Annotated in this window: 21 protein-coding genes and 1 pseudogene; 15 read left to right on the forward strand and 7 right to left on the reverse strand. The window is 59.8% G+C overall.

Annotated features, from left to right (window positions below):
* Window positions 1–204: 204 nt before the first annotated feature.
* From ACM6IK_RS18535 to ACM6IK_RS18565, 7 genes are all read left to right on the forward strand, one after another.
* Window positions 205–1,560 carry a M16 family metallopeptidase gene (locus ACM6IK_RS18535; protein WP_414875504.1) on the forward strand — a complete coding sequence of 452 codons (1,356 nt, stop codon included), beginning with the start codon at window positions 205–207 and terminating at the stop codon, window positions 1,558–1,560.
* A complete protein-coding gene (locus tag ACM6IK_RS18540) occupies window positions 1,553–3,043 on the forward strand; it encodes a M16 family metallopeptidase (RefSeq protein ID WP_414875505.1) in 1,491 nt (496 codons plus the stop codon). The genes ACM6IK_RS18535 and ACM6IK_RS18540 overlap by 8 nt, the downstream gene beginning before the upstream one ends.
* On the forward strand, window positions 3,043–3,639 hold the full coding sequence (gene rsmD / locus ACM6IK_RS18545; RefSeq protein WP_414875506.1) for a 16S rRNA (guanine(966)-N(2))-methyltransferase RsmD: 597 nt from the start codon (window positions 3,043–3,045) through the stop codon (window positions 3,637–3,639). The genes ACM6IK_RS18540 and rsmD overlap by 1 nt, the downstream gene beginning before the upstream one ends.
* Before the next feature lie 126 nt (window positions 3,640–3,765).
* Window positions 3,766–5,112, forward strand: coding sequence for a M16 family metallopeptidase (locus ACM6IK_RS18550; RefSeq protein WP_414875507.1), 1,347 nt, complete (start codon window positions 3,766–3,768; stop codon window positions 5,110–5,112).
* A complete protein-coding gene (locus ACM6IK_RS18555; protein ID WP_414875508.1) occupies window positions 5,105–6,550 on the forward strand; it encodes a M16 family metallopeptidase in 1,446 nt (481 codons plus the stop codon). The genes ACM6IK_RS18550 and ACM6IK_RS18555 overlap by 8 nt, the downstream gene beginning before the upstream one ends.
* A 73-nt stretch (window positions 6,551–6,623) precedes the next feature.
* Window positions 6,624–7,643 carry a hydrolase gene (locus tag ACM6IK_RS18560; protein ID WP_414875509.1) on the forward strand — a complete coding sequence of 340 codons (1,020 nt, stop codon included), beginning with the start codon at window positions 6,624–6,626 and terminating at the stop codon, window positions 7,641–7,643.
* 4 nt (window positions 7,644–7,647) lie between these two features.
* A complete protein-coding gene (locus ACM6IK_RS18565) occupies window positions 7,648–8,487 on the forward strand; it encodes an AraC family ligand binding domain-containing protein (protein WP_414875510.1) in 840 nt (279 codons plus the stop codon).
* Between the two features lie 144 nt (window positions 8,488–8,631).
* Here ACM6IK_RS18565 and ACM6IK_RS18570 read toward each other — a convergent pair whose 3' ends face one another.
* Together ACM6IK_RS18570 and ACM6IK_RS18575 are read right to left on the reverse strand one after the other, a co-directional pair.
* On the reverse strand, window positions 8,632–9,486 hold the full coding sequence (locus tag ACM6IK_RS18570) for a sulfurtransferase (protein WP_414875511.1): 855 nt from the start codon (window positions 9,484–9,486) through the stop codon (window positions 8,632–8,634).
* Window positions 9,487–9,520: 34 nt separating this feature from the next.
* Window positions 9,521–10,192 carry a TetR/AcrR family transcriptional regulator gene (locus tag ACM6IK_RS18575; RefSeq protein ID WP_223546881.1) on the reverse strand — a complete coding sequence of 224 codons (672 nt, stop codon included), beginning with the start codon at window positions 10,190–10,192 and terminating at the stop codon, window positions 9,521–9,523.
* A gap of 145 nt (window positions 10,193–10,337) precedes the next feature.
* On the opposite strand from ACM6IK_RS18575, the gene ACM6IK_RS18580 reads away from it, so the two are divergent.
* The 5 genes from ACM6IK_RS18580 (at window position 10,338) to ACM6IK_RS18600 (ending at window position 15,133) form a co-directional block, all read left to right on the forward strand.
* Complete coding sequence (locus tag ACM6IK_RS18580; RefSeq protein WP_414875512.1) at window positions 10,338–11,768, forward strand: coniferyl aldehyde dehydrogenase; 1,431 nt, start codon at window positions 10,338–10,340, stop codon at window positions 11,766–11,768.
* 27 nt (window positions 11,769–11,795) lie between these two features.
* Window positions 11,796–12,341, forward strand: coding sequence for a twin-arginine translocation pathway signal protein (locus ACM6IK_RS18585; RefSeq protein WP_414875513.1), 546 nt, complete (start codon window positions 11,796–11,798; stop codon window positions 12,339–12,341).
* Window positions 12,342–12,481: 140 nt separating this feature from the next.
* Window positions 12,482–14,077, forward strand: coding sequence for a GMC family oxidoreductase N-terminal domain-containing protein (locus ACM6IK_RS18590; protein WP_414875514.1), 1,596 nt, complete (start codon window positions 12,482–12,484; stop codon window positions 14,075–14,077).
* 115 nt (window positions 14,078–14,192) lie between these two features.
* The gene (gene coaD, locus ACM6IK_RS18595) at window positions 14,193–14,675 is read left to right on the forward strand and encodes a pantetheine-phosphate adenylyltransferase (protein ID WP_108217078.1); all 483 of its coding nucleotides are present in this window, start codon (window positions 14,193–14,195) and stop codon (window positions 14,673–14,675) included.
* Between the two features lie 206 nt (window positions 14,676–14,881).
* The gene (locus tag ACM6IK_RS18600) at window positions 14,882–15,133 is read left to right on the forward strand and encodes a YfhL family 4Fe-4S dicluster ferredoxin (protein ID WP_003195146.1); all 252 of its coding nucleotides are present in this window, start codon (window positions 14,882–14,884) and stop codon (window positions 15,131–15,133) included.
* A 143-nt stretch (window positions 15,134–15,276) separates the two neighbouring features.
* Here the strand turns inward: ACM6IK_RS18600 and mutM are convergent, their stop codons facing one another.
* Together mutM and ACM6IK_RS18610 are read right to left on the reverse strand one after the other, a co-directional pair.
* A complete protein-coding gene (mutM, locus tag ACM6IK_RS18605) occupies window positions 15,277–16,089 on the reverse strand; it encodes a bifunctional DNA-formamidopyrimidine glycosylase/DNA-(apurinic or apyrimidinic site) lyase (protein WP_223456647.1) in 813 nt (270 codons plus the stop codon).
* A 31-nt stretch (window positions 16,090–16,120) separates the two neighbouring features.
* Window positions 16,121–16,990 carry an HDOD domain-containing protein gene (locus ACM6IK_RS18610; protein WP_414875515.1) on the reverse strand — a complete coding sequence of 290 codons (870 nt, stop codon included), beginning with the start codon at window positions 16,988–16,990 and terminating at the stop codon, window positions 16,121–16,123.
* A 153-nt stretch (window positions 16,991–17,143) separates the two neighbouring features.
* Between ACM6IK_RS18610 and ACM6IK_RS18615 the strand changes: the two genes are divergently transcribed.
* Both ACM6IK_RS18615 and ACM6IK_RS18620 read left to right on the forward strand, forming a co-directional pair.
* Window positions 17,144–18,340 carry a class I SAM-dependent rRNA methyltransferase gene (locus ACM6IK_RS18615; protein WP_103395796.1) on the forward strand — a complete coding sequence of 399 codons (1,197 nt, stop codon included), beginning with the start codon at window positions 17,144–17,146 and terminating at the stop codon, window positions 18,338–18,340.
* 34 nt (window positions 18,341–18,374) lie between these two features.
* Window positions 18,375–18,452, forward strand: a pseudogene (locus ACM6IK_RS18620) (outer membrane lipoprotein carrier protein LolA); the annotation flags it as partial.
* A gap of 2 nt (window positions 18,453–18,454) precedes the next feature.
* Here the strand turns inward: ACM6IK_RS18620 and ACM6IK_RS18625 are convergent.
* Window positions 18,455–18,913, reverse strand: a complete 459-nt coding sequence (locus ACM6IK_RS18625; RefSeq protein ID WP_414875516.1) for an REP-associated tyrosine transposase — start codon at window positions 18,911–18,913, stop codon at window positions 18,455–18,457.
* A 472-nt stretch (window positions 18,914–19,385) separates the two neighbouring features.
* Here ACM6IK_RS18625 and ilvD point away from each other — a divergent pair, with 472 nt between their 5' ends.
* Complete coding sequence (ilvD, locus tag ACM6IK_RS18630; RefSeq protein ID WP_414875517.1) at window positions 19,386–21,227, forward strand: dihydroxy-acid dehydratase; 1,842 nt, start codon at window positions 19,386–19,388, stop codon at window positions 21,225–21,227.
* A 606-nt stretch (window positions 21,228–21,833) separates the two neighbouring features.
* On the opposite strand, the gene ACM6IK_RS18635 is transcribed toward ilvD, so the two are convergent.
* Both ACM6IK_RS18635 and ACM6IK_RS18640 read right to left on the reverse strand, forming a co-directional pair.
* A complete protein-coding gene (locus ACM6IK_RS18635; RefSeq protein WP_223531461.1) occupies window positions 21,834–22,451 on the reverse strand; it encodes a hypothetical protein in 618 nt (205 codons plus the stop codon).
* Window positions 22,448–23,923 (reverse strand): PAAR domain-containing protein, encoded by a 1,476-nt coding sequence (locus tag ACM6IK_RS18640; RefSeq protein ID WP_414875518.1) that lies wholly within the window; start codon window positions 23,921–23,923, stop codon window positions 22,448–22,450. Before ACM6IK_RS18640 ends, ACM6IK_RS18635 begins: the two co-directional genes overlap by 4 nt.
* Window positions 23,924–23,926 lie beyond the last annotated feature (3 nt).

Consider the following 23,926-nt stretch of genomic DNA (forward strand, 5'->3'; position numbering starts at 1 on the left):
ATTTCTCATAGGACTAAAGCAGCAAAATCGGCGAAAAAGCAGAATTCAGTTGATAAACATCCACCTTCCGTCGCAAACCCATACAGCCTGATCAAGCATAAAGGCCTGATAGGCGTGGCCGCCGCTAAAACGGATCAGTATCCTAGCACCCTCTCGCCCGCTGACGCTAAGAACAAGCGGGCAGCCCCAAAGGTTTAAAAACGAATGAATGCTCTTGCCCGCCGTGCCGCAGGCCTGCTGCTCAGCACAGTTTGCCTGCCTCTCTCGGCCTTGGCCGCCGACCCGCAACCCACCCACGAATTCACCCTCGACAATGGCCTGAAGGTGGTCGTGCGAGAAGACCATCGTGCGCCTGTTGTGGTTTCCCAGGTCTGGTACAAGGTCGGCTCCAGCTACGAGACGCCGGGCAATACCGGCCTGTCCCACGCTCTGGAACACATGATGTTCAAGGGTAGCGAGAAGGTTGGCCCCGGCGAAGCCTCGCTGATCCTGCGCGACCTCGGTGCCGAAGAGAATGCATTCACCAGCGACGACTTCACCGCGTACTACCAGGTGCTGGCCCGGGATCGCCTGGGCGTAGCCTTCGAGCTGGAAGCCGACCGCATGGCCAGCCTGCGCCTGCCGCCCGACGAGTTTGCCAAGGAAATCGAAGTCATCAAGGAAGAGCGTCGCCTGCGCACCGACGACAAGCCGATGTCCAAGGCCTACGAGCGCTTCAAGGCCATGGCCTACCCGGCCAGCGGCTACCACACGCCGACCATCGGCTGGATGGCCGACCTTGAGCGGATGAAAGTCGAAGAACTGCGCCACTGGTACGAAACCTGGTACGTGCCCAACAACGCTACGCTGGTGGTGGTTGGCGATGTCACCCCGGACGAAGTCAAAACCCTGGCCCAACGCTACTTCGGCCCGATCGCCAAGCGTGAAGTGCCAGCCGCAAAAAAACCGCTGGAACTGGCCGAACCGGGCGAGCGCCAGATCACCCTGCATGTGCAGACCCAACTGCCTAGCCTGATGCTGGCCTTCAATGTGCCAAGCATCGCCACCACCGACGACAAACGCCTGGTCAATGCCCTGCGCCTGATGTCGGCGTTGCTCGACGGCGGCTACAGCGGACGCATCCCGACGCAACTGGAGCGCGGAGAAGAACTGGTGTCCGGCGGCTCGTCGAGTTACGACGCCTACACCCGTGGCGACAGCCTCTTCACCCTGTCGGCATCGCCAAACTCACAGAAACACAAGACCATCGCCCAGGCGCAAGCCGGTTTGTGGAAGCTGCTCGACCAGCTGAAAACCACAGCGCCAACCGCCGAAGAATTGGAACGCGTACGCGCACAAGTCATCGCTGGCCTGGTCTTCGAGCGTGACTCGATCACCAGCCAGGCCACCGCCATCGGCCAACTGGAAACCGTCGGCCTGTCATGGAAGTTGATGGACACCGAACTGGCCGATCTGGAAAGCGTCACGCCGCAAGACATCCAGAAAGCCGCCAAGCTGTATTTCACCCGCGAACGTCTCAGCGTCGCCCATGTACTGCCTCTGGAGACGACTCATGAGTGAGCGTAAACCCTCCCGCCTGGCCCTGATCGGCCTGGTCGCCGTCGCCGTTATCGGCTCCGCAGCGTTCTATTTGTCGCGCCCTGGCGAAACCAATGCCAGCGAAGCCCTGGACAAGGCCAAGGCCAGCCAGAAACTGCAGTCGCTGACCGAGCTCAATGGCAAGGCACCGGACCACCGCAAGCTGGACGTACAAACCTGGAGCACTGCCGAAGGTGCGAAAGTGCTGTTCGTCGAAGCCCATGAGTTGCCGATGTTCGACATGCGCCTGATCTTCGCCGCCGGCAGTAGCCAGGACGGCGACGCACCGGGTGTAGCGGTGTTGACCAACGCCATGCTCAACGAAGGCGTGGCCGGCAAAGACGTCGGCGCCATTGCCCAGGGCTTCGAAGGCCTGGGTGCCGATTTCGGCAACGGCGCTTACAAGGACATGGCTATCGCGTCGCTGCGCAGCCTCAGTGACAAGGACAAGCGTGAGTCGGCCCTGAAACTGTTCGCCGAAGTCGTCGGCAAACCGACCTTCCCCGCCGACTCCTTTGCCCGCATCAAGAACCAGATGCTCGCCGGTTTTGAATACCAGAAACAGAACCCGGGCAAACTGGCGAGCCTGGAACTGATGAACCGCTTGTATGGTGATCACCCGTACGCACACGCCAGCGACGGCACGGCGAAAACCGTCCCGGCGATCACCGTGGCCCAACTGCGTGCCTTTCACGAGAAAGCCTACGCGGCCGGTAACGTGGTGATCGCGCTGGTTGGCGACCTGTCCCGCGCGGAAGCCGAAGCGATTGCCGCCCAGGTGTCCAGCGCCCTGCCCAAAGGCCCGGCCTTGCCGAAAATCGCGCAACCGGTCGAGCCCAAGGCCAGCGTCGGCCATATCGAGTTCCCGTCCAAGCAGACCAACCTGATGCTCGCGCAACTGGGCATCGACCGTGATGACCCGGACTACGCGGCATTGTCCATGGGTAACCAGATTCTCGGTGGCGGCGGCTTCGGCACCCGTTTGATGAGCGAAGTGCGCGAGAAGCGTGGCCTGACTTATGGTGTGTATTCGGGCTTCACCCCGATGCAGGCCCGTGGCCCGTTCATGATCAACCTGCAGACCCGCGCCGAGATGAGCGAAGGCACCCTGAAACTGGTGCAGGATGTACTGGCCGACTACCTTGAAACCGGCCCGACCGAAAAAGAGCTCGACGACGCCAAGCGCGAACTCGCCGGCAGCTTCCCGCTGTCCACTGCCAGCAACGCCGATATCGTCGGCCAACTGGGCGCCATCGGTTTCTACAACTTGCCGTTGAGTCACCTGGAAGACTTCATGCAACAGTCCCAGGCCTTGACCATCGAGCAGGTCAAAGCCGCCATGAACAAACACCTGGGCACGGATAAAATGGTCATCGTCAGCGCTGGCCCGACCGTGCCGCAAAAGCCGTTACCGGCCCCTACTGATAAACCTTCCGAGCAACCGCTCGGGGTTCCGGAGCATTAATGGCAAGTCCAAAAAAACCCGCCAAGAACGTCCACAACGGCGTGAACCAGCTGCGCATCATCGGCGGCGAATGGCGCAGCCGCAAGCTGAGCTTCCCCGACGCCCCGGGCCTGCGCCCGACGCCGGATCGTGTGCGTGAAACCCTGTTCAACTGGCTCGCGCCTTACGTGCCGGGCGCCAAGGTGCTCGACCCGTTCACCGGCAGTGGCGCGCTGTTCCTCGAAGCACTGTCCCGTGGCGCGGCCATGGGTCAGGCGCTGGACGCCAGCAGTATCGCGGTGTCCAGCCTGAAAGAGCACCTGGGCACATTGCGCTGCACCAACGGCCAGGTCCAGACCGCCGATGCCCTGCGCTACCTGGAAACCCAGACCGCGATGGCCTATGACCTGGTGTTCCTCGACCCGCCGTTCAACCAGAACCTGCTGCCCGCCGTTTGCAAGTTGCTCGAAGAGCGCCAATGGCTGGCTGAAGACGCTTGGGTGTACACCGAAAGCGAGTCGGCGCCGTCGACCCTGGGCCTGCCGGAGAACTGGCGCCTGCACCGGGAGCAGAAATCCGGACGCGTGTATTACTCGTTGTGGCAACGTAGCGCCTGACATTTCGACGAGATGACTACCCCCGAGCCGGTTGCAGGGTGCACTACATAGTTACCGCCTGACATCCTTACGGATCATCCACAGTGGCTTGCGCAATTACCTGCAAACCACTGAGGATGAACAAGGATGAACGTCTCCCGCAGCCTACTTATGCTGCCCTTTATCGCCTGTCTGCCGTTCATGGCCGGCGCGGCGACCCCCCCTGCAACACAAGACTTCGTACTGGATAACGGCCTCAAGGTTGTCGTACGCGAGGACCACCGCTCCCCCATCGTCACCGCCCAACTCTGGATCAAGGCTGGTTCAAGCTACGAACTGCCCGGCCAGTCTGGCCTGTCCCACGCCCTCGAACATATGGTTTACAAAGGCAGCAGCAAGGCCTGCGCCGGAGAGTTCGCGGCGATACTGGAAAAACTGGGCGCCAGCCAAAACGCATTTACCGGCACTGATTTCACGGTTTTTTACCAGACACTGCCTTCCGGCCGCACTGGCGTCGCGTTCGAAATACTGGCCGACCTGATGAGCACGGCCGAGCTGGATGCACAGGACTTCACACCGGAACTCAAGGTCATTCAGGAGGAACGTCGGATGCGCGTTGATGATGAAATCATCGCGCTGGCTCACGAACGACTAAACAGCATCGCCCACCCGGCCAGCGGCTACGGCACCCCGACGATCGGCTGGATGCACGATCTGCAACGCATGAACACCGTGCAATTGCAGCAGTGGTATCAGGCCTGGTATTCGCCGAACAATGCGACGCTGGTGGTCGTTGGCGATGTTGCACCTGAGCGGATCAAGGCCTTGGCACAGCAGCACTTCGGCCATCTTGAGCGGCGCGCGATACCTGTGGCGCCTGCACCCGTCGAGCTGGCTACTGCCGGTGAACGGTCACTGACCCTGCGCGCGCCGGTAGCGTCCCCGCGCCTGATCATGAGTTTCAACGCGCCCAGCCTGACCACGGCACCGGATCATCGGACCGCCCATGCCCTGCGCCTGCTCGATAGGTTACTGGCCGGGTCCAATAGCGCGCGGATCAAACAGCAACTGCAACTGAGCGAGGCGGTATTCACCGAGGCCGACTCAGAGTACGACGCCTTCAATCGCGGCGATTCGTTACTGACCATCAGCACCCAGCTCAACCCGGACAAGCTCAATGACGCTGACGAAGCCCTCGCCCGTCTGTGGCAAGTGATCGAATCACTGAAGAGCAAGGCACCGGAACCGGCAGAACTGGAGCGCGCGAAAAACCTCCTGATCGCTAACTCGGTTTATGCGCAGGATGATCTGGAGGGGCAGGCCAACACCTTGGGCCTGCTGGAAACTATCGGCCTGGACTGGCGGCTGGCCGATCAGGATACGGATGAGCTGAACAAGGTCACTCCCCTGGACATTCAACAAGTCGCAAAGACTTACCTGACGCGTGAGCGCTTGAGTACCGCGAAAATCCTGCCGGAGAAAAACAATGGATAAGCTCAAAGGCCTCATCAATGGAGTGATCCTGGCCGTCATACTGTTGAGTGCACAGGCCCCTGCCGTTGCAACCACCGCGCCCCAGAAACCAGTGCTGCAATCGCTCAACGAACCACAGTCTCTGACGATCCACCGCGCGCTGTCGATCAAGGGTTACAAAACGCTCAGTGGAACGAAGATCCTGTTCATCCGCACTCCTGGCCTGCCGATGTTCGATGTCCTGGTGAGTTTTGCTGCCGGCAGCGCCCACACCCCGCATCAACCCGGCCTGGCCGCAGTTACCTTTAGACTTTTGACTGAGGGCGTAGCTGGCAAGGACGTCAACGCCATAGAGGCGACGTTCGATAATCTGGGGGCAAGGATGGATATGGGCATCAACCAGGACCGGAGCTGGCTTTCCCTGCGTAGCCTGAGTGACGAATCACGGCGCACTCCAGCCCTGGAACTTTTTGCCCAGGTACTCGGCAAGCCGCTGTTACCACAAGAGTCCCTGCCTAAGGTGAAATCCCAACTGCAGTACTTTCTGGATCTCGATGATCAGTCCCATGCTGTTCAAGCCCGAGAAACCAATTTCGGCCAGCTGTTTCCCAACCATGGTTATGCTCAGTCCCTCTACGGAACCAGGGCCGGACTGACCTCCATCACCCGCAACCAGGCGCAAGACTTTCATAGCGAGGCTTATGCCGCGGGCAATGCCCAGATCACACTGGTCGGCGACCTCTCCGAGGAAGAAGCCCAACGCATCGGTGCACAGATATCCGCGGCCTTGCCCTTGGGACCGGCCACTGCCGCGATCCAGCCAGTGACAAGTCCAGTCGCTCCAGGTCTGCTGCGCGCTGAGCGACCATCGACCCAGGCTTACCTGCGCCTTGCCCAGCCAAGTGTCCTGCGAAACAGTCCGGACTACGTTGCGCTACAGATGGCCATGCGGATTTTCACCAACCGACTGAGTAATGAACTGCGTGAACGCCGAGGCCTGACCTACCACGTTGAAGCCGACCTCTCAGCCCTTCAGGCACAAGGGTGGCTGACCATTGAATTGCAGACCCGACCAGAGCAGGCCGATGCCGTGCTGGCCCATATCAAGACGATGTTCAGCGACTTCCTCGCCCAAGGGCCGACCCAGCAGGAACTCGAAGGCAGCCAACAGCAACTGACCGGTAGCGCGCCGTTGAACAGTGCTACCAATGCACAGATTCTGAGGCAGTTGTATGCCATCAGCGCTCACAATCTGCCGCTGGACCTCGACTTCGCCACGCAAGCAGCTTTAAAGCTGAGCCCCGCTTCAATCAAAAACACGCTCAACCGGCATTACCACGCCGAACATTGGCGCGCGGTCATTCTGGGGCCGAAGGCAGATCAACAACCACTGCCAGCTCCGAGCGAAAGCACAACCAACGCCATGTGTCGCGCACCTGCCGAGATTGTGGCAAGTTAGATAGCCATGCTGGCGCGGTCGCGGCGCTGTCCCGCCGCGTCTTCGGGCACACTCATGAACACTTCCACCGAGAATGACTGTGCAATCGCACCCCGCACTGGCCTCACCGCCGTCCTTTACCCCCGCCTTTGGCATCGGCAATCCGCACTTGCAAACCTTGTGGGGGCCTCTGTGGCGTAAAACCGTGCACATCGAACGCGAACGCGAACGTCTTTGGCTTGAAGACGGCGATTTTCTCGATCTCGACTGGCATGGCCCGCACAGCGCCGACGCACCCTTGGTGCTGGTGTTGCACGGGCTCACCGGCTCCTCGAATTCGCCTTATGTCGCCGGCATGCAAAAAGCCTTGGGCGACCGAGGCTGGGCCAGCGTCGCGCTGAATTGGCGTGGCTGCTCTGGCGAACCCAACCTGTTGCCGCGCAGCTACCATTCCGGCGCCAGCGAAGACCTGGCCGAAACCATCAGGCACTTGCGGGCCAAACGACCTCTCGCGCCACTGTATGCGGTGGGGTACTCCCTGGGCGGTAATATCCTGCTCAAGCATTTGGGCGAAACCGGCAGCGACAGCGACTTGATGGGCGCCGTGGCGGTGTCGGTGCCGTTCCGCCTGGACCAGTGCGCCGACCGTATCGACCAAGGTTTCTCAAAAGTCTATCAGGCGCATTTCATGCGCGAGATGCTCGCCTACATCAAGAACAAACAGCGGCAGTTCCAGCATGACGGACGCGAGGATGGCCTGGCCGCATTGGCTGCACTTGGCTCGCTGGAAAACATGCGCACATTCTGGGATTTCGATGGCCGGGTTACCGCACCGCTGAACGGCTTTGTCGATGCCGAGGATTACTATCGCCGCGCATCGAGCCGCTACTTCCTCGGCGAAATTCGCACGCCGACCCTGATGATTCAGGCGGCCGACGACCCCTTCGTATTTCCCCACAGCCTGCCGCACGCCGATGAATTGTCCGCCTGTACGCAACTTGAACTGCAAGCCAAGGGCGGGCACGTCGGTTTCGTAGACGGCACGCTCCGGCAACCGGGTTATTACCTGGAACGGCGCATCCCCGAGTGGCTGGTCGCCGTGGCTCGCGAGTAAAGCCATGGTCAGCGATCAGGGCGAGTCGATTCATTTCTGGCAAACCGCACCACTGGCCGGAGTCGAGTTATTGTCCGCCCGCTACATCGATCATCGTTTCGCGCCCCATGTGCATGATGGCTATGTGATCGGCATGATCATGGCCGGTGCCCAGCGTTATCGCTATCGCGGTGCCGAACACTTGGCGGGCAGCGGCACACTGGTGCTGATCAACCCCGATGAATTGCACACCGGTCATAAAGGCACCGAGGATGGCTGGCTCTACCGGGCGTTTTATCCGGACAGCGGACAGATAACCTCGCTGCTGGCCGAACTCGAATTGCCGACCCGCCACTTGCCGGCCTTCGGTGCCACGCTGTATCGCGATCAGGATCTGGTGAACGGTTTCTGCCAACTCCACCGCCTGCTGGAAAGCCCCGCCACGGCATTGCAGCAACAAACGGTCTGGCGCGAACTGGTGCTGTCGCTGTTGCAGCGTCATGCGGCGGTGCCCGATGCCGGCAAACCTGGCAAGGAACACCGGGCCGTGAGCCTGGCCAAGGAATTGCTGCAGGCGCAACTGGCAGCACCGCCCTCACTGGAGGCGCTGGCAGCGGCGGTCAATCTCTCGCCATTCCATTTCGCCCGAGTGTTCCGCCGTGCCACCGGCATGCCGCCGCACACCTGGCTGATGCAACAGCGCATCGCCCGGGCACGGGCGATGCTGCAAAGTGGTTGTCTGCCGCTGGAAGTCGCGATGCAACTGGGGTTTGCCGACCAGAGCCATCTGAGTCGGCAGTTCAAGCAAGTGTATGGGGTCGGGCCGGGGGCGTATCGCAGCGCAAAGCGGGGACTTGAGGCTTAACGAGATCTCACAAACACCATCCATCCCTGTGGGAGCAGCCGGTCGACGCTCGATTGCTCGCGATAGCGGCTTAACAATCAGCATCAATATTGAATGTGATGGCCTCATCGCGAGCAAGCTCGCTCCCACAAGGTTTCGTGGTGCTTATTCGCCGCTAGCAATGCCCCGCGCAGGCTCGTTGATCCATTCGCTCCACGACCCGGCATACAACGAACCCAACGGATAACCGGCCAGACACAACGCAAACAGGTTGTGGCACGCCGTCACGCCGGAACCGCAGTACGCCACCAGATCGGTCGGCGAGCGATCACCCAGTTTCGTGGCGAAACGCTGCCTGAGCTGATCGGCCGGCAGGAAGCGCCCGTCTGCGCCCAGGTTGTCGGTAAACGCTGCACACTGGGCGCCGGGAATGTGCCCGGCTACCGGATCGATCGGCTCCACTTCACCCTTGAAACGCGGCAGTGCACGGGCATCGAGCAGGGTCAGTTGCGGCTGGGAGAGGCGTTTTTGCAGTTGCTCGGCGCTGATCAGCAACGCTGTGTCAGGACTGCCGGTAAAGGTGCCACGGGTGATTGACGGCGCATCCAGACTCAACGGAAGCCCCGCTGCATGCCAGGCCTTGAGGCCGCCATCGAGGATGAATACGCCATCGCGCTTGCCCAGCCAGGCCAGCAACCACCAGGCCCGCGCCGCATAGGCACCCGGGCCGTCGTCATACAGAACCACTTCGCTATCGGCATTGATGCCCCAGGCTTGCAGGCGCTCGATCAGTTGCGCGGGCTCGGGCAACGGATGACGCCCGGTCACGCCCTTGACCACGGTGCCACTCAGATCACGCTCAAGGTCGGCATAGCTCGAACCGGCAATGTGCCCTTCGGCATAGCTGCGCTGACCGTAATCCGGGTCTTCAAGGGCAAAACGACAATCCAGAATCACCAGCCCCGGCTGGTCCTTTTTCAGGTCCAGTGCTTGCGGGCTGATCAGTTGCGCAATGGGCATAACGGGCTCCTGTGATTTTTATCGGGCTTCGATCCTACGACACTTCCTCAAGCGCCTGGGCCAGGGGCACGTAAAACTCTTCGAACAAGGCGTTGACCGCATCGCGGGCCTCATCCGTGACGAACCCGGCTTCCAGTACCAATACCTGATACACACCGCGTTTAATGGCCTGCTCGCTGAGGTGGCTGGAATTCTCCCGCGTGGTGCACAGGAAGCGCACCCAGGACGTGAGGATGATCCAGGCATTGAGCGTCAGGGATTCGATCTGCACCTTGTCCATCTTCAGAATGCCGGCGGCGACGAAGCCTTCATAGATCGCCGAACCCTGGATCAGGCAGCGCTGGGAGAAACGTCGATAGCGGTCGGCCAGGTCCGGATCGCTGTCGAGCAAATGTTCGAGATCGCGATGCAGAAACCGGTAACGCCACATCGCCGCCAGCAGCTCCTTGAGGTAGAAGCGTTTGTCTTCCACCGTGGCAGCACGGCCCTGGGGCGGGCGCAGGAAGCTGTCCACCAGGCTTTCGTACTCGCTGAACAGCACAGCGATGATCGCCTGCTTGTTAGGGAAGTGGTAGTACAGGTTGCCCGGGGAAATTTCCATATGGGCAGCAATGTGGTTGGTACTGATGCTGCGCTCGCCCTGTTGATTGAACAGCTCCAGGCTGTTCTGCACGATGCGCTCGCTGGTTTTGATCCGTGGGGCCATGGCTTGAGCTTTAATTCAGAGTGCGTTGAGGGGCATCTTAGATCTATCCGCGAGTGGATAAAACAAAGCTGTTACAGGATGTCATTTGACTTTTTAGAGCATAGACTCTAAAAAATGCCTCATTACAATAAATCCGGAGCCGACCATGACTGCTGAAATTTCCTACCTGCAGAACCTACAGCAGCCGTTGGAAGAGCTTCAGGCCCTGTTCAACGCCCAGCGTGCCGCCTACGCTGCCAATCCGATGCCACCCGCCGCGCAGCGTCAGCAATGGCTCAAGGTGCTAAAGGATTTGTTGAATACTGAACGTCAGGCCCTGATCGATGCGATCAGCCAGGACTTCAGCCATCGCAGCGCCGATGAAACCCTGCTCGCCGAACTGATGCCCAGCCTGCACGGCATCCATTACGCCAGCAAACACCTCAAGGGCTGGATGCGAGCATCGCGGCGCAAGGTGGGTTTAGCCTTCCAGCCCGCTGCGGCCAAAGTGATTTACCAACCGCTGGGCGTGGTCGGGGTCATCGTGCCGTGGAACTACCCGCTGTACCTGGCCATCGGCCCGCTGGTCGGCGCGCTGTCGGCGGGCAATCGGGTGATGCTCAAGCTCAGTGAGTCAACCCCCGCGACCGGCCTGCTGATGAAGCGACTGCTGGCGCGAGTCTTCCCCGAAGACCTGGTTTGCGTGGTCCTGGGCGAGGCCGATATGGGCGTGGCGTTTTCACGCCTGCCGTTCGATCACCTGTTGTTCACCGGCGCCACCAGCATCGGCAAACACGTCATGCGCGCCGCCGCGGAAAACCTGACCCCGGTCACCCTGGAACTGGGCGGCAAGTCCCCAGCCATTGTTTCCCGCGACGTGCCGCTCAAGGACGCCGCCGAGCGCATCGCCTTCGGCAAGACCCTGAACGCCGGCCAGACCTGCGTGGCACCGGACTACGTACTGGTGCCGGAGGATCGCGTCGGAGGTTTCATCGAGGCCTATCGCACAGCCGTCCGCGGGTTTTATCCGACGCTGGCCGACAACCCGGACTACACCGCGATCATCAATGAGCGACAACTGGCGCGCCTAAACGGCTACGTCAGCGATGCCACCAGCAAGGGTGCGTTGCTGATGCCGCTGTTCGACCAGAGCCAGGGCCGACGCATGAGCCATAGCCTGCTACTCAATGTCACTGACGAGATGACGGTGATGCAGGACGAGATTTTCGGACCGCTGCTGCCGATCGTGCCGTACAAGGATCTGGACCAGGCATTTGCCTACATCAACCAACGCCCTCGCCCACTGGCGCTGTATTACTTCGGCTACGACAAGCGCGAACAACAGCGTGTGCTGCATGAAACCCATTCCGGCGGCGTGTGCCTGAACGACACGCTGCTGCACGTCGCTCAGGACGACATGCCGTTCGGCGGAATCGGTGCCTCGGGCATGGGTCATTATCATGGCCATGAAGGGTTCCTGACCTTCAGCAAGGCCAAGGGCGTGCTGATCAAGCAGCGCTTCAACGCGGCGAAACTGATTTACCCGCCGTATGGCAAGTCGATCCAGAAGCTGATCCAGAAGCTGTTCATCCGCTAACGATTTCACCATCGGGTAATAACAATAATGAACCCCAGCTTTTCCGATACACCCGCGCTGTCACGGCGCGGGCTACTTAAATTCAGCCTTGGCGCCAGCGCCTTTCTCGCCACTGCCGGATTGGGCGCCAGCCTCAGCGGCTGTACGTCGAGTGTTCCGGCCAGTGGTTTCGTCACGTTACGCAGCGGCGACCTGCTGTTTTTGCGGGCATTGATTCCAGTCATGCTCGAGGGTGCCGTAACCTCCGAACGGATGCCCGAGGCTGTCGAGGGCACACTGAAAAGCCTTGATTACAACCTCGCTCACTTGTCACCGGAAATACTCAAACTGACCCGGCAACTGTTCGATGTGCTGGGCATGGCCGTAACCCGCGGGCCGTTGACCGGGATCTGGGGCAGTTGGGAAAACGCCAGCGCCAACGACATCCGAGCCTTTCTCGATCGCTGGGAAAACAGCTCGTTGAGCCTGTTGCGCATGGGCCACAGTTCCTTGCTGCAACTGGTGATGATGGCCTGGTACGGCCGCAAGGAATCGTGGGCGCATTGCGGGTATCCCGGGCCGCCTACGGTCTGAAAACGAGTCGCCCCTATCGCGAGCAAGCTCGCTCCCACAGGGGATTTGTGAACGACGCAGAACCAATGTGGGAGCGAGCTTGCTCGCGATGGGGCCAGCCGTTTCACCGCCTACTCCAACAATAAAAAGAGAATCCGAAGATGCCCGTACCCGATCCGTTCCGCGAAGGCATGGCCCGAGGCTGGAAAACCTACAATGGCTCGCAACTGACCCAGGACCTGACACTCGAAGCGGACGTGGCGATCATCGGCAGCGGAGCCGGCGGCGGCACCACCGCCGAAATCCTCAGCGCAGCCGGCTACAAAGTGCTGCTGATCGAAGAAGGCCCACTCAAGACCAGCAGCGATTTCAAGCTGCTCGAAGACCAGGCCTACAGCAGCCTTTATCAGGAAGGCATCGGCCGCATGAGCAAGGACGGCGCGATCACCATCCTCCAGGGCCGGGCGGTGGGCGGCACCACGTTGATCAACTGGACCTCCAGTTTCCGCACTCCGGAACCGACCCTGGAACACTGGGCCAAAGAGCACAACGTCAAGGGCCATAGCCCGGCGGAAATGGCACCGTGGTTCGAAAAAATGGAGCAACGCCTGGGCGTCGCGCCGTGGATGGTGCCACCCAACGCCAACAATGATGTGATTCGCAAGGGCTGCGAAGCACTGAATTACTCATGGCACGTCATCCCGCGCAACGTGCGCGGCTGCTGGAACCTCGGCTACTGCGGCATGGGCTGCCCGACCAACGCCAAGCAATCGATGATGGTCACCACCATTCCAGCGACCCTGGAAAAAGGCGGCGAGCTGCTTTACTTGGCCCGCGCCGAAAAACTTAACATCAGCGGCGACAAGGTCACCAGCCTGCAATGTTCGGCGATGGATGAACGCTGCGTCGCACCGACCGGGCGCACCATCACGGTCAAGGCACGGCATTTCGTGCTGTCCGGTGGCGGCATCAACAGCCCGGCCTTGCTGATGCGCTCCGGGGCACCCGACCCGCACAAGCGCCTGGGCAAACGCACCTTCCTGCACCCGGTGAATATGTCTGCCGCACTGTTCGACGAAGTGGTCAACCCGTTCTACGGCGCGCCGCAGTCGATTTACTCCGACCATTTCCAATGGCAGGACGGCACCACCGGCAAGATGTCCTTCAAACTGGAAGTCCCGCCCCTGCACCCGGCGCTGGCCACGACGTTGCTCGGCGGGTTCGGCCAGGAGAATTCGCAACACATGGCCAATCTGCCGCATACCCACGCCATGCTGGCGTTACTGCGGGACGGTTTTCACCCGGATAGCCCCGGTGGCAGCGTCGAATTGCGCAGCGATGACACACCGGTGCTGGATTATCAGCTCTCGCCCTACGCCTGGGATGGATTGCGCCGGGCGTTCCATACCATGGCCGAGATCCAGTTTGCGGGTGGCGCCAAGGCAATCATGCCGATGCACGCCGATGCCCGTTACGTGAAGACACTCGCCGAAGCCCGCACGCTAATCGACGGCCTGAGCCTGGAGTTGTATCGCACACGCCTGGGCAGTGCCCATGTGATGGGCGGTTGCGCCATGGGTGAAGACCCGACGAATGCGGTGACCGACAGCCTCGGCCGGCATCATCAACTGGGCAATTTGTCGATCCACGACGGTTCGCTGTTCCCCACCAGCATTGGTGCCAACCCGCAGCTGTCAGTCTATGGACTGACGGCGCAACTGGCGACATCCTTGGCCGAACGTTTAAAAAATCCATGAAAATGACGATTATTCCCATCGTCTATAGTGCTTTCTTATCCAACAGGCGACTTGGCCGACCGGGAAGGCTGCGATACCATCCGACTCCCCAACGGATTCCCGCCAGGACGACGCGATGAACCGAGTGTTGTACCCAGGTACCTTCGACCCTATTACCAAGGGCCATGGCGATCTGGTCGAACGCGCCTCGCGCCTGTTCGATCACGTGATCATTGCCGTTGCCGCGAGCCCCAAGAAAAACCCGCTGTTTCCAATGGAACAGCGCGTGGAACTGGCACGCGAGGTCACCAAACATCTGCCGAACGTTGAAGTCGTCGGCTTCTCGACGCTGCTCGCGCACTTCGCCAAAGAGCAGAATGCCAACGTGTTCCTGCGTGGTTTACGCGCGGTGTCAGACTTCGAATACGAGTTCCAGCTGGCCAACATGAATCGCCAGTTGGCGCCGGACGTGGAAAGCCTGTTCCTGACCCCTTCCGAGCGTTACTCGTTCATTTCCTCGACGCTGGTCCGTGAAATCGCAGCCCTGGGCGGCGATATCACCAAGTTCGTCCACCCTGTGGTGGCGGACGCCCTGACCGAGCGTTTCAAGAAGAAATAACCCCCGCAAACTGTAGGAGCGAGCCTGCTCGCGATGGACGTCAACAATAACGCGGGAAACCTGACACCCCGCGGCGTTCTCGGGTTCTTCGCCAGCAGGCTGGCTCCTACAGTACGTCGCACCTGCGTGCAACGCAGGCGCCAATGCGGCACAATTATGCGCATTGGTTTATTGCGCCCGGGCTTGCCGCCCCGGCTGGAGTTAGCATGTCCCTGATCATCACCGACGATTGCATCAACTGCGACGTCTGCGAACCCGAGTGCCCGAACGCCGCCATTTCCCAAGGCGAAGAGATCTACGTGATCGACCCGAACCTGTGCACCCAGTGCGTCGGCCACTACGACGAACCGCAGTGCCAGCAAGTCTGCCCGGTGGATTGCATTCCACTGGACGAAGCTCATCCGGAGACTGAAGAACAGTTGATGGAGAAGTACCGCAAGATTACCGGCAAGGCTTGAATGATGTAGTGCTCTTTCAGGCCTCATCGCGAGCAAGCTCGCTCCCACACTGGATCTGTGTCGTTCACAAACCCCTGTGGGAGCGAGCTTGCTCGCGATGAGGCCATCAGCCACGCCGAATCTCTAACGGATTGTCGCGCGTATCAGCTCTGACAACGCGGGCAAAAAACGCTGGCGCGCTGCCCGAGCTTCACTTCCCGCAGCCCCGTGCCACAGACCTTGCAGTGTTCACCGCCACGGCCGTACACGAACAGTTCCTGCTGGAAATAACCGGGCTGACCGTCACCACCGATAAAGTCCCGCAGCGTGGTACCGCCACACTCGATGGCAGCCGCCAGGATGCGCTTGATCTCGATGGCCAGCTTCAAGTAACGCGCACGGGAAATGCTCCTGGCTTCGCGGCGCGGGTCGATCCCGGCGGCGAACAACGCTTCGGTCGCGTAGATATTGCCGACGCCCACCACCACCGCGTTATCCATGATGAATGGCTTGACCGCTATCGAACGGCCACGGGACTGCTGGAACAGGCGCTCACCATCGAACAGGTCGGTCAGCGGCTCAGGCCCCAGGCGAATCAGCAATTCATGATTGAGCGGGTCGAGGCTCCAGAGCATTGCGCCGAAGCGCCGCGGGTCGGTGTAACGCAGGGCCAGGCCCGACTCCAGCTCGATGTCCACGTGCTCATGCTTGGCCGCCGGCAGCCCGACCTCCACCAGACGCAAATTGCCTGACATGCCCAAATGACTGATCAAGGTGCCGACTTCGGCATTGATCAGCAGGTACTTGGCGCGCCGCTCCACCAGTACGATGCGCTGCCCGGACAACCGCACATCGAGGTCTTCGGGAATCGGCCAGCGCAGGCGCCGATCACGCACGATCACCCGGCTGACGCGCTGGCCTTCCAGGTACGGCGCGATGCCGCGACGGGTGGTTTCGACTTCTGGCAATTCAGGCATGGTGCGCTCTTGAAAGAAGAAAGTCCGACACTCAGCGATGAGTGCCGAGGTCGCGGATCGTCTGCTTGAGGGTCTCGAAGTCATAGTCCGAGAGGCCGACATAATCGAGCACCAGCGGCGCGATGCTGTTCCACTCGTGATCTTCGGTCTGGTTGCCCAGCACCCGATAAGAAGCACAAATATGCTCGGCCATTTTCAGTATCGCCAGCAGGTTTTTCAGCGAACTGTTGCGCGACGACTCATCGCTGAAGATCGCCAGGGCGTTGTGGTGATTGGCGATCGCCGCGCTCACGTGTTCCGGCAGACGCCAGGACTTGGCCGTGTAATACCCGACCACCGAGTGGTTGGTATTGAACACCTGATTCTCCGTATCCACCACCCGGCATTCGGCGCTGGCGTTGGCATAGGCCTGCTCCAGAACGCCCATGTAGTCGGGAAAACGCTGGAGCATCAAGGGCACCCCGCAGTCATGGAACAGGCCCAGGGCATAAGCTTCGTCGCCATTTTCAACGCCAATGCGCTTGGCCAGGGTCAGGCAGGTCATGGCCACGTCCTGGGCGGTGTCCCAGAAACGGTTCAGGGTGACAATGGTCTCGTCATTCATCTCGCCCTTGATCGACTGCGCGTTGATCAGGTTGATGACCGAGCGGCTGCCCAGCAGATTTACCGCGCGCTGGATCGAGGCGATCTTGTTGCTCAGGCCGTAATACGGCGAATTGACGATCTTCAGCAGGGAACCGGAAAGACCCGGGTCCTGGGAAATCAGCCTGGCGATGACTTCCAGATCCGGGTCGGGCATGTACTGCTCCATCTGCAAATCCACCATGATTTGCGGCTGGGCCGGTACGCTGATGCCCTGCAGGGCTTGTTGGATCTGTTCGCAAGTCAGCTCTTGGGACATTTGTGCACACTCTGGGTCAGACGGTGATTCTAACCTTTATAAAGTTGGATCCGACATACCAAATCGCAAGACAACCCTTGCCACATGTCCATTCGCAGGCCAATCCGGGGGCTCAACACGCTATACTCCCGCTCTTTTTTCCGGAGCGACGACATGTCCCTGCCTAGCCTGCGCCTCAAAGCCAACGCCGACCGTCGTCTGCGCAACGGTCACTTGTGGGTCTACAGCAACGAAATCGATGTAGCCGCTACGCCTTTGCACGGTTTCAAGGCCGGCGACCAGGCGATCCTCGAAGCCGCTGGCGGCAAGCCGCTGGGCATCGTTGCCATGAGCCCGAACAACCTGATTTGCGCCCGTGTGCTATCGCGCGACATCAAGTTGCCGCTGGACAAATCGCTGCTGGTACACCGCCTGAACGTGGCCCTGTCCCTGCGCGACCGCCTGTTCGACAAGCCGTTCTATCGCTTGGTCTACGGCGACTCCGACCTGCTGCCGGGCCTGGTGGTCGACCGTTTCGGCGACATCCTCGTAGTACAGATCGCTTCGGCCACCATGGAAGCCCATAAAGACGACGTGATCGCGGCACTGACCCAGGTGCTCAAGCCAAGCGGCATCCTGTTCAAGAACGACTCCGCTGCCCGTGACGCTGAAGGCCTCACCCGCTACGTCGAAACCGTCTTCGGCCTGGTGCCGGAGTGGGTTGCCCTCGAAGAGAACGGCGTGAAATTCGAAGCGCCAGTCATTCAAGGCCAGAAAACCGGCTGGTTCTACGACCACCGCATGAACCGCGCACGCCTGGCGCCGTATGCCAAAGGCAAACGCGTGCTGGACCTGTACAGCTACATCGGCGGCTGGGGCGTGCAGGCTGCCGCGTTCGGCGCCAGTGAAGTGTTCTGCGTCGATGCGTCGGCCTTCGCCCTCGACGGTGTCGAGCGCAACGCTGCGCTGAACGGCTTCGCCGAGAAAATGACCTGCATCGAAGGCGACGTGTTCGAAGCCCTCAAAGAACTCAAAGCCAGCGAAGAGCGTTTCGACGTGATCGTGGCCGACCCGCCGGCGTTCATCAAACGCAAGAAAGACATGAAGAACGGCGAAGGCGCCTACCGCCGCCTGAACGAGCAAGCCATGCGCCTGCTCACCAAGGACGGCATCCTGGTCAGCGCATCGTGCTCGATGCACCTGCCGGAAGACGACCTGCAGAACATCCTGCTGACCAGCGCCCGTCACCTGGACCGCAACATCCAGATGCTCGAACGCGGTGGCCAGGGTCCGGATCATCCGGTGCATCCGGCGATTGCCGAGACGCGGTATATCAAGAGCATTACTTGCCGGTTGTTGCCGAACAGCTAAAACGCAAACCACTGTAGGAGCGAGCTCGCTCGCGATGGTCGTCAACGATAACGCGGGAAGCCTGGCGCCCCGCGGCGCTCTCAGGCTCATCGCGAGCAAGCTCGCTCCTACAGATCAGAGCCAAATGGCATCCCACAGTGAGTAGTCACGAACACTGGTCACAAGTCCGGCTCGCAATGGGTTGGCAATAATGTATCGGGCAGCGGCTTTCAGGTCTTCCTCTCGGCGTAGCGCCCGATCGAAATAGCCTTTTTGCCATAGCGTCTCGTGGCAACCTCTCTCCTTGTTAATGGCACGAGCACTTCGAGACTTCGTCGTTTGCATCAACTTCGGTAAATCACCATTGTGCAACTCAACCAGCCAGTGAAAATGATCCGGCATGACCACCCAGGCTATCGAAGTGGCATTGCCAGACTCCTGAGCTCTTCTGAATTCGTGCACCAGAAAACGACCCATCCTCCAATCCTTAAAGAATTGTTGCCGTCCTTGTGTGACAGCAGTCAGCAGATAGATACGACCAGACTCTGACTGTCGACCTGTGCGTAAGCGATGACCATGGTTCGGGTTGGACATTCCGTTGTCCTCCTTGGCGAATGGAGGATAAACGGTAGATGGGGCGAATGGGTTTGTCGCCACGACAGTGGATCTGGATGTATCGAACACATCTCCCTGTAGGAGCGAGCTCGCTCGCGATGGTCGTCAACGATAACGCGCTCACCCTGGATGAACGCGTTCCCCTCAGGTTCATCGCGAGCAAGCTCGCTCCTACAGAAAATCGTTCCATGTGAAGTTCCGCAGGCCTGTCCGCATGTCTTGTGAATGCTGCCTCCCCCGCTTGCAGGCATTCCCTCCAGCCGCCAGCCGTGTAGAATCGCGAGCATTCATCGCCAGTCATCCCCGGCGGGTTTATGAGCTCAAGCTGAAGCGCGCGGCGATCCCGCAAAGTTATCGGCAACTTCCGGACACGCGGCCATTTCTGAGTGTTCCAGACGTCAATAGAAGCTCACTTCCCTTTTGATACCTGATTAGCCGCCCGGAGTGCTTCATGCCTGATTACCGCTCGAAAACATCCACCCACGGCCGCAACATGGCCGGCGCCCGTGCACTGTGGCGCGCCACGGGGATGAAAGATGACGACTTCAAGAAGCCGATCATCGCCATTGCCAACTCGTTCACCCAGTTCGTACCGGGCCACGTGCACCTCAAAGACCTGGGGCAACTGGTCGCCCGCGAGATCGAACGCACTGGCGGCGTGGCCAAGGAATTCAACACCATCGCTGTCGACGACGGCATCGCCATGGGCCACGACGGCATGCTCTATTCGCTGCCGAGCCGCGAGATCATCGCCGACTCCGTCGAGTACATGGTCAATGCCCACTGCGCCGACGCCATCGTGTGCATCTCCAACTGCGACAAGATCACCCCTGGCATGCTGATGGCCGCCCTGCGCCTGAACATCCCGGTAATCTTCGTGTCCGGCGGCCCGATGGAAGCCGGCAAGACCAAACTCGCCTCCCACGGCCTCGATCTGGTCGACGCCATGGTGATCGCCGCCGACTCCAGCGCTTCTGACGAGAAAGTCGCCGAGTACGAGCGCAGCGCCTGCCCGACTTGCGGTTCGTGCTCCGGCATGTTCACCGCCAACTCGATGAACTGCCTGGTCGAGGCCCTGGGCCTGGCATTGCCGGGCAACGGTTCGACCCTGGCCACCCACAGCGACCGCGAGCAGTTGTTCCTGCAGGCCGGGCGCACCATCGTCGAGCTGTGCAAGCGTTATTACGGCGAGAACGATGAGTCGGTGTTGCCGCGCAACATCGCCAACTTCCAGGCGTTCGAGAACGCCATGACCCTGGACATCGCCATGGGCGGTTCCACCAACACCATCCTGCACTTGCTGGCCGCGGCCCAGGAAGCCGAGATCGATTTCGACCTGCGCGACATCGACCGTCTGTCCCGTCACGTGCCGCAACTGTGCAAGGTCGCGCCGAACATTCAGAAGTACCACATGGAAGACGTGCACCGCGCCGGCGGGATCTTCAGCATCCTCGGCTCGCTGGCCCGTGGCGGCTTGCTGCACACCCAGCTGCCGACCGTGCACAGCCGCAGCATGGAAGAAGCCATCACCAAGTGGGACATCACCCAGACCACCGACGAAGCCGTGCACCACTTCTTCAAGGCCGGTCCGGCAGGCATCCCGACGCAAACCGCGTTCAGCCAGTCGACCCGTTGGGAAACCCTGGACGACGACCGTGAAAACGGCTGCATCCGCAGTGTCGAGCATGCGTACTCGCAAGAAGGCGGCCTGGCCGTGCTCTACGGCAACATCGCCCTGGACGGCTGCGTGGTGAAAACCGCGGGTGTCGACGAGTCGATCCACGTGTTCGAAGGCAACGCCAAAATCTTCGAAAGCCAGGACAGCGCCGTACGCGGCATCCTTGCTGACGAAGTGAAAGAAGGCGACATCGTCATCATTCGCTACGAAGGCCCGAAAGGCGGCCCGGGCATGCAGGAAATGCTCTACCCGACTTCGTACCTGAAATCCAAAGGCCTGGGCAAAGCCTGCGCCCTGCTCACCGACGGCCGTTTCTCCGGCGGTACGTCCGGTCTGTCCATCGGCCACGCTTCGCCTGAAGCCGCTGCCGGCGGCGCGATCGGCCTGGTGCAGGACGGCGACAAGGTGCTGATCGACATCCCGAACCGCTCGATCAACCTGTTGGTCAGCGATGAAGAACTGGCGGCACGCCGAGTCGAGCAGGACAAGAAAGGTTGGAAGCCGGTGGAAGTGCGGCCACGTAAAGTGACCACCGCGTTGAAGGCTTACGCCCTGCTGGCCACCAGTGCCGATAAGGGTGCTGTACGTAACAAGGCGATGCTTGATGGGCTGTAAGGCTTAAGCATCGAACATAAAAATGCCCCGCCAAGTGCGGGGCATTTTTTTGGGATCATTTATCAACCGATGACCTCCTTGTGAGCTCTAACGAGCCATATGCAAAAAATCGGCATTTTCCGGAGCAGTGAATCCGCACAACTTGCCACATGTAGTGAAGTGCCAGAAGTGTTGGCCCCAGAATTGCCCAATTAATCCATATTTCGTCGCTGAACGCTGTGAACAAAAAAAACAGCAGAGGAGACATAGCGAGCAATCCCATCGTTAACATTGCTGTTATAACCAGCCTACGTCGTGGCTCAGTATCAGTGGGTTTGTTTGATGCCGCCAAAATAAGTCCGCAGGTCCCTAGCCATGCGAGCGTGCTGAGCAGCATGAAAAAAGCTTTACCGGACCCCATAAAAACCAGACTGAGTAGCGCCAATCCCGAGGCAGGCAAGACACCTCCAACTACATATATAAGTGACCGAAAAATGCATGCATCCATATATACCTACTCCATTAAATTAATTCGCTGAACTGAATAAACTCTCGGGCTTACAGATGTTTTAAATTTCACAAGCCGTTAACTATGGCTGGGTCCGAACCATTGTCGCGACCATTGGGTCATGGGCTTCCCCAGGGCGTGGCAAGCTGCAACGTGATGAGATAGCGCTCTTCTGTGGGACGCTTATCGTCCCTGAAGCGATTAACCCCTAGCAGTACCTGATATTTGTCGTCAGCTCGCCAGTAAGCAGTGCCGCCGGTGTTTACATCTCGTAATCGGGCACGCCATTGAGGAGTGTCGGCGAATGACGGAAAGTCATTGAGCCGGATTGGTGTCCAACCGCCTTGGCGCCATTGCTCCTGCAGGCCCAACAGGACTTTGAGCGTGTCGTCGAGCAATAGCGGCTCTATCTGCGGGGACATACGGACACTGCTGACTAACCCATCCTTATCGAAACTAACCGTGAAAAAGCGAGCTAGCGGGGTCTCAAATCCGAGTTGAGGGTCGATAAAACGTAGGCGCGCATCAGACTTGGGCATGTTGAACCAGGAGTATCCAGGAAAAGCCGGAGCGATAACCGCGCTGGAGCGCTGACGCATGGCTTCCCAAGGCTCGCCAATCATCAGCGCGATCACAGGCTCGTCCGAAAGCGCTCGAACCATCGCCACGATCAACAGAACCGCGACTACGATTGCCAAAACCTTGCGTTGCCAATCTATTCGTCGTAGCAGACTCATCGCACGCCCCGGCCTGCGGCAATGTCCAGGATCGCCTGTTCGATCAGGTGGCGATCAGAGCGTCGTAGCAGCTCATCAAATTGCGCCGCGGCCTTGAGTACGAAAGGCATGCGCTGATGGATATCGGCCAGGTTGGCAAAGTAATCATTGCTGAAGCCCACGGTGCGCCCGTCTTCGCTTGGATGACACTGGCTGGCCAGAGTCAGCTCGACCGCTGCCGCAGCACCGGAGGGGAAGTTCGTGACATAGGAGAAATGGTTACCACGTAGCAAACGTACCAATTGCACGTTGCTGTACATCGCTGGTTGCAGGATGTTCTTCTGCTCATGTTCGGCAAGAAAAACAACACTTTCGACGATATTGCCTGCATCCATGGCTTCGAAGGCTTGCAGGATTTCCTTGTGATCAACACCGAATCTCAACCTCTCCTGCTCAATCGGCCACAGGACTGGATACTGATCGTGGCCATAAATTTTTTGACGTGATTCCAGGCAGGTTTTGAGCGCGAACAACCCACGCTCCTTGTAAAACGCATGCAGCGGAAACACATCCAGAAACAGCGTGGTATTGCCCAGCGCCAGCATGTCGTGAACGTACTGAAGTTGCTTCTGTACGAGCGACAACGGTTCGTTCGGGCTCCGCACATCGAGCCACCACGTCGGATTGTTGCGGCGCGCCTGTTCGTAATCCCGTTCAGCCCGCTCAAGTTCGCGTGCTGTCGTCTGCCGTTCACTCTTACTGAACCAGCCGAACAAGCCAGCGGGCTTTCTCCTGTGCGACTCCACCCATCGTTGTTTTGCCTCCTTTTCCGCATCGATCTTTTCGATCGAATCCGCAGCATGCAACAACCCACAACCCACCTGCTTGGAGGCGAACGCTGCCAGGCCCGCCCATTGGAAGCGCTGATCCTCCAGCCACAATCGGGCGTACGCCGCATTGATCGCGCGATTACGCGCCTTTGGGTCGGCAATCAAGATGCCACCCGGTGCCACGATGGCCTCGGCTCTTTGCTGGTAGCCGCGCCACAAGTTCTCGCAAACCGGCCCCGGTAAATCGCCGAAAGACGGTGTCGCGGGGCTTGCGGCAGGTGCAAGACCAGAGGGACCCGGTGCCGCTCGCGCGGGACTGGTTGCAGACGGCGCGGCAGATTGGGCGGCGGCTCTTGTCCCCGAGGCGACCTGCACATCGTCGAACTGTTGAGAACGGAGTGTCTGGTTAGCAATCAACCTGGGGGGCGGGTCGCATTTGCATCTGCAGAGATCGTTGTCCAAGGCAGCCTGGCGGCCGTCCATCTCATCCACCAAGTGCGGGCCGTCGAGGACAATCACACCGATGCTGTCGCACTTCGGGCAATAGACTTCATCACCTTCGCGGGCCATGGCCTGATCTTCGATGGTGCTGTACTGATAGCCCGTACGCACGGTGCCACCGACGGTGGTTCTAGCACCGACAGTGATGTTATAGCGCTTCATGCG

Origin of the sequence: Pseudomonas sp. IT-196MI5 (genome assembly GCF_949767415.1) — a bacterium.
Taxonomy (GTDB): Bacteria; Pseudomonadota; Gammaproteobacteria; order Pseudomonadales; family Pseudomonadaceae; genus Aquipseudomonas.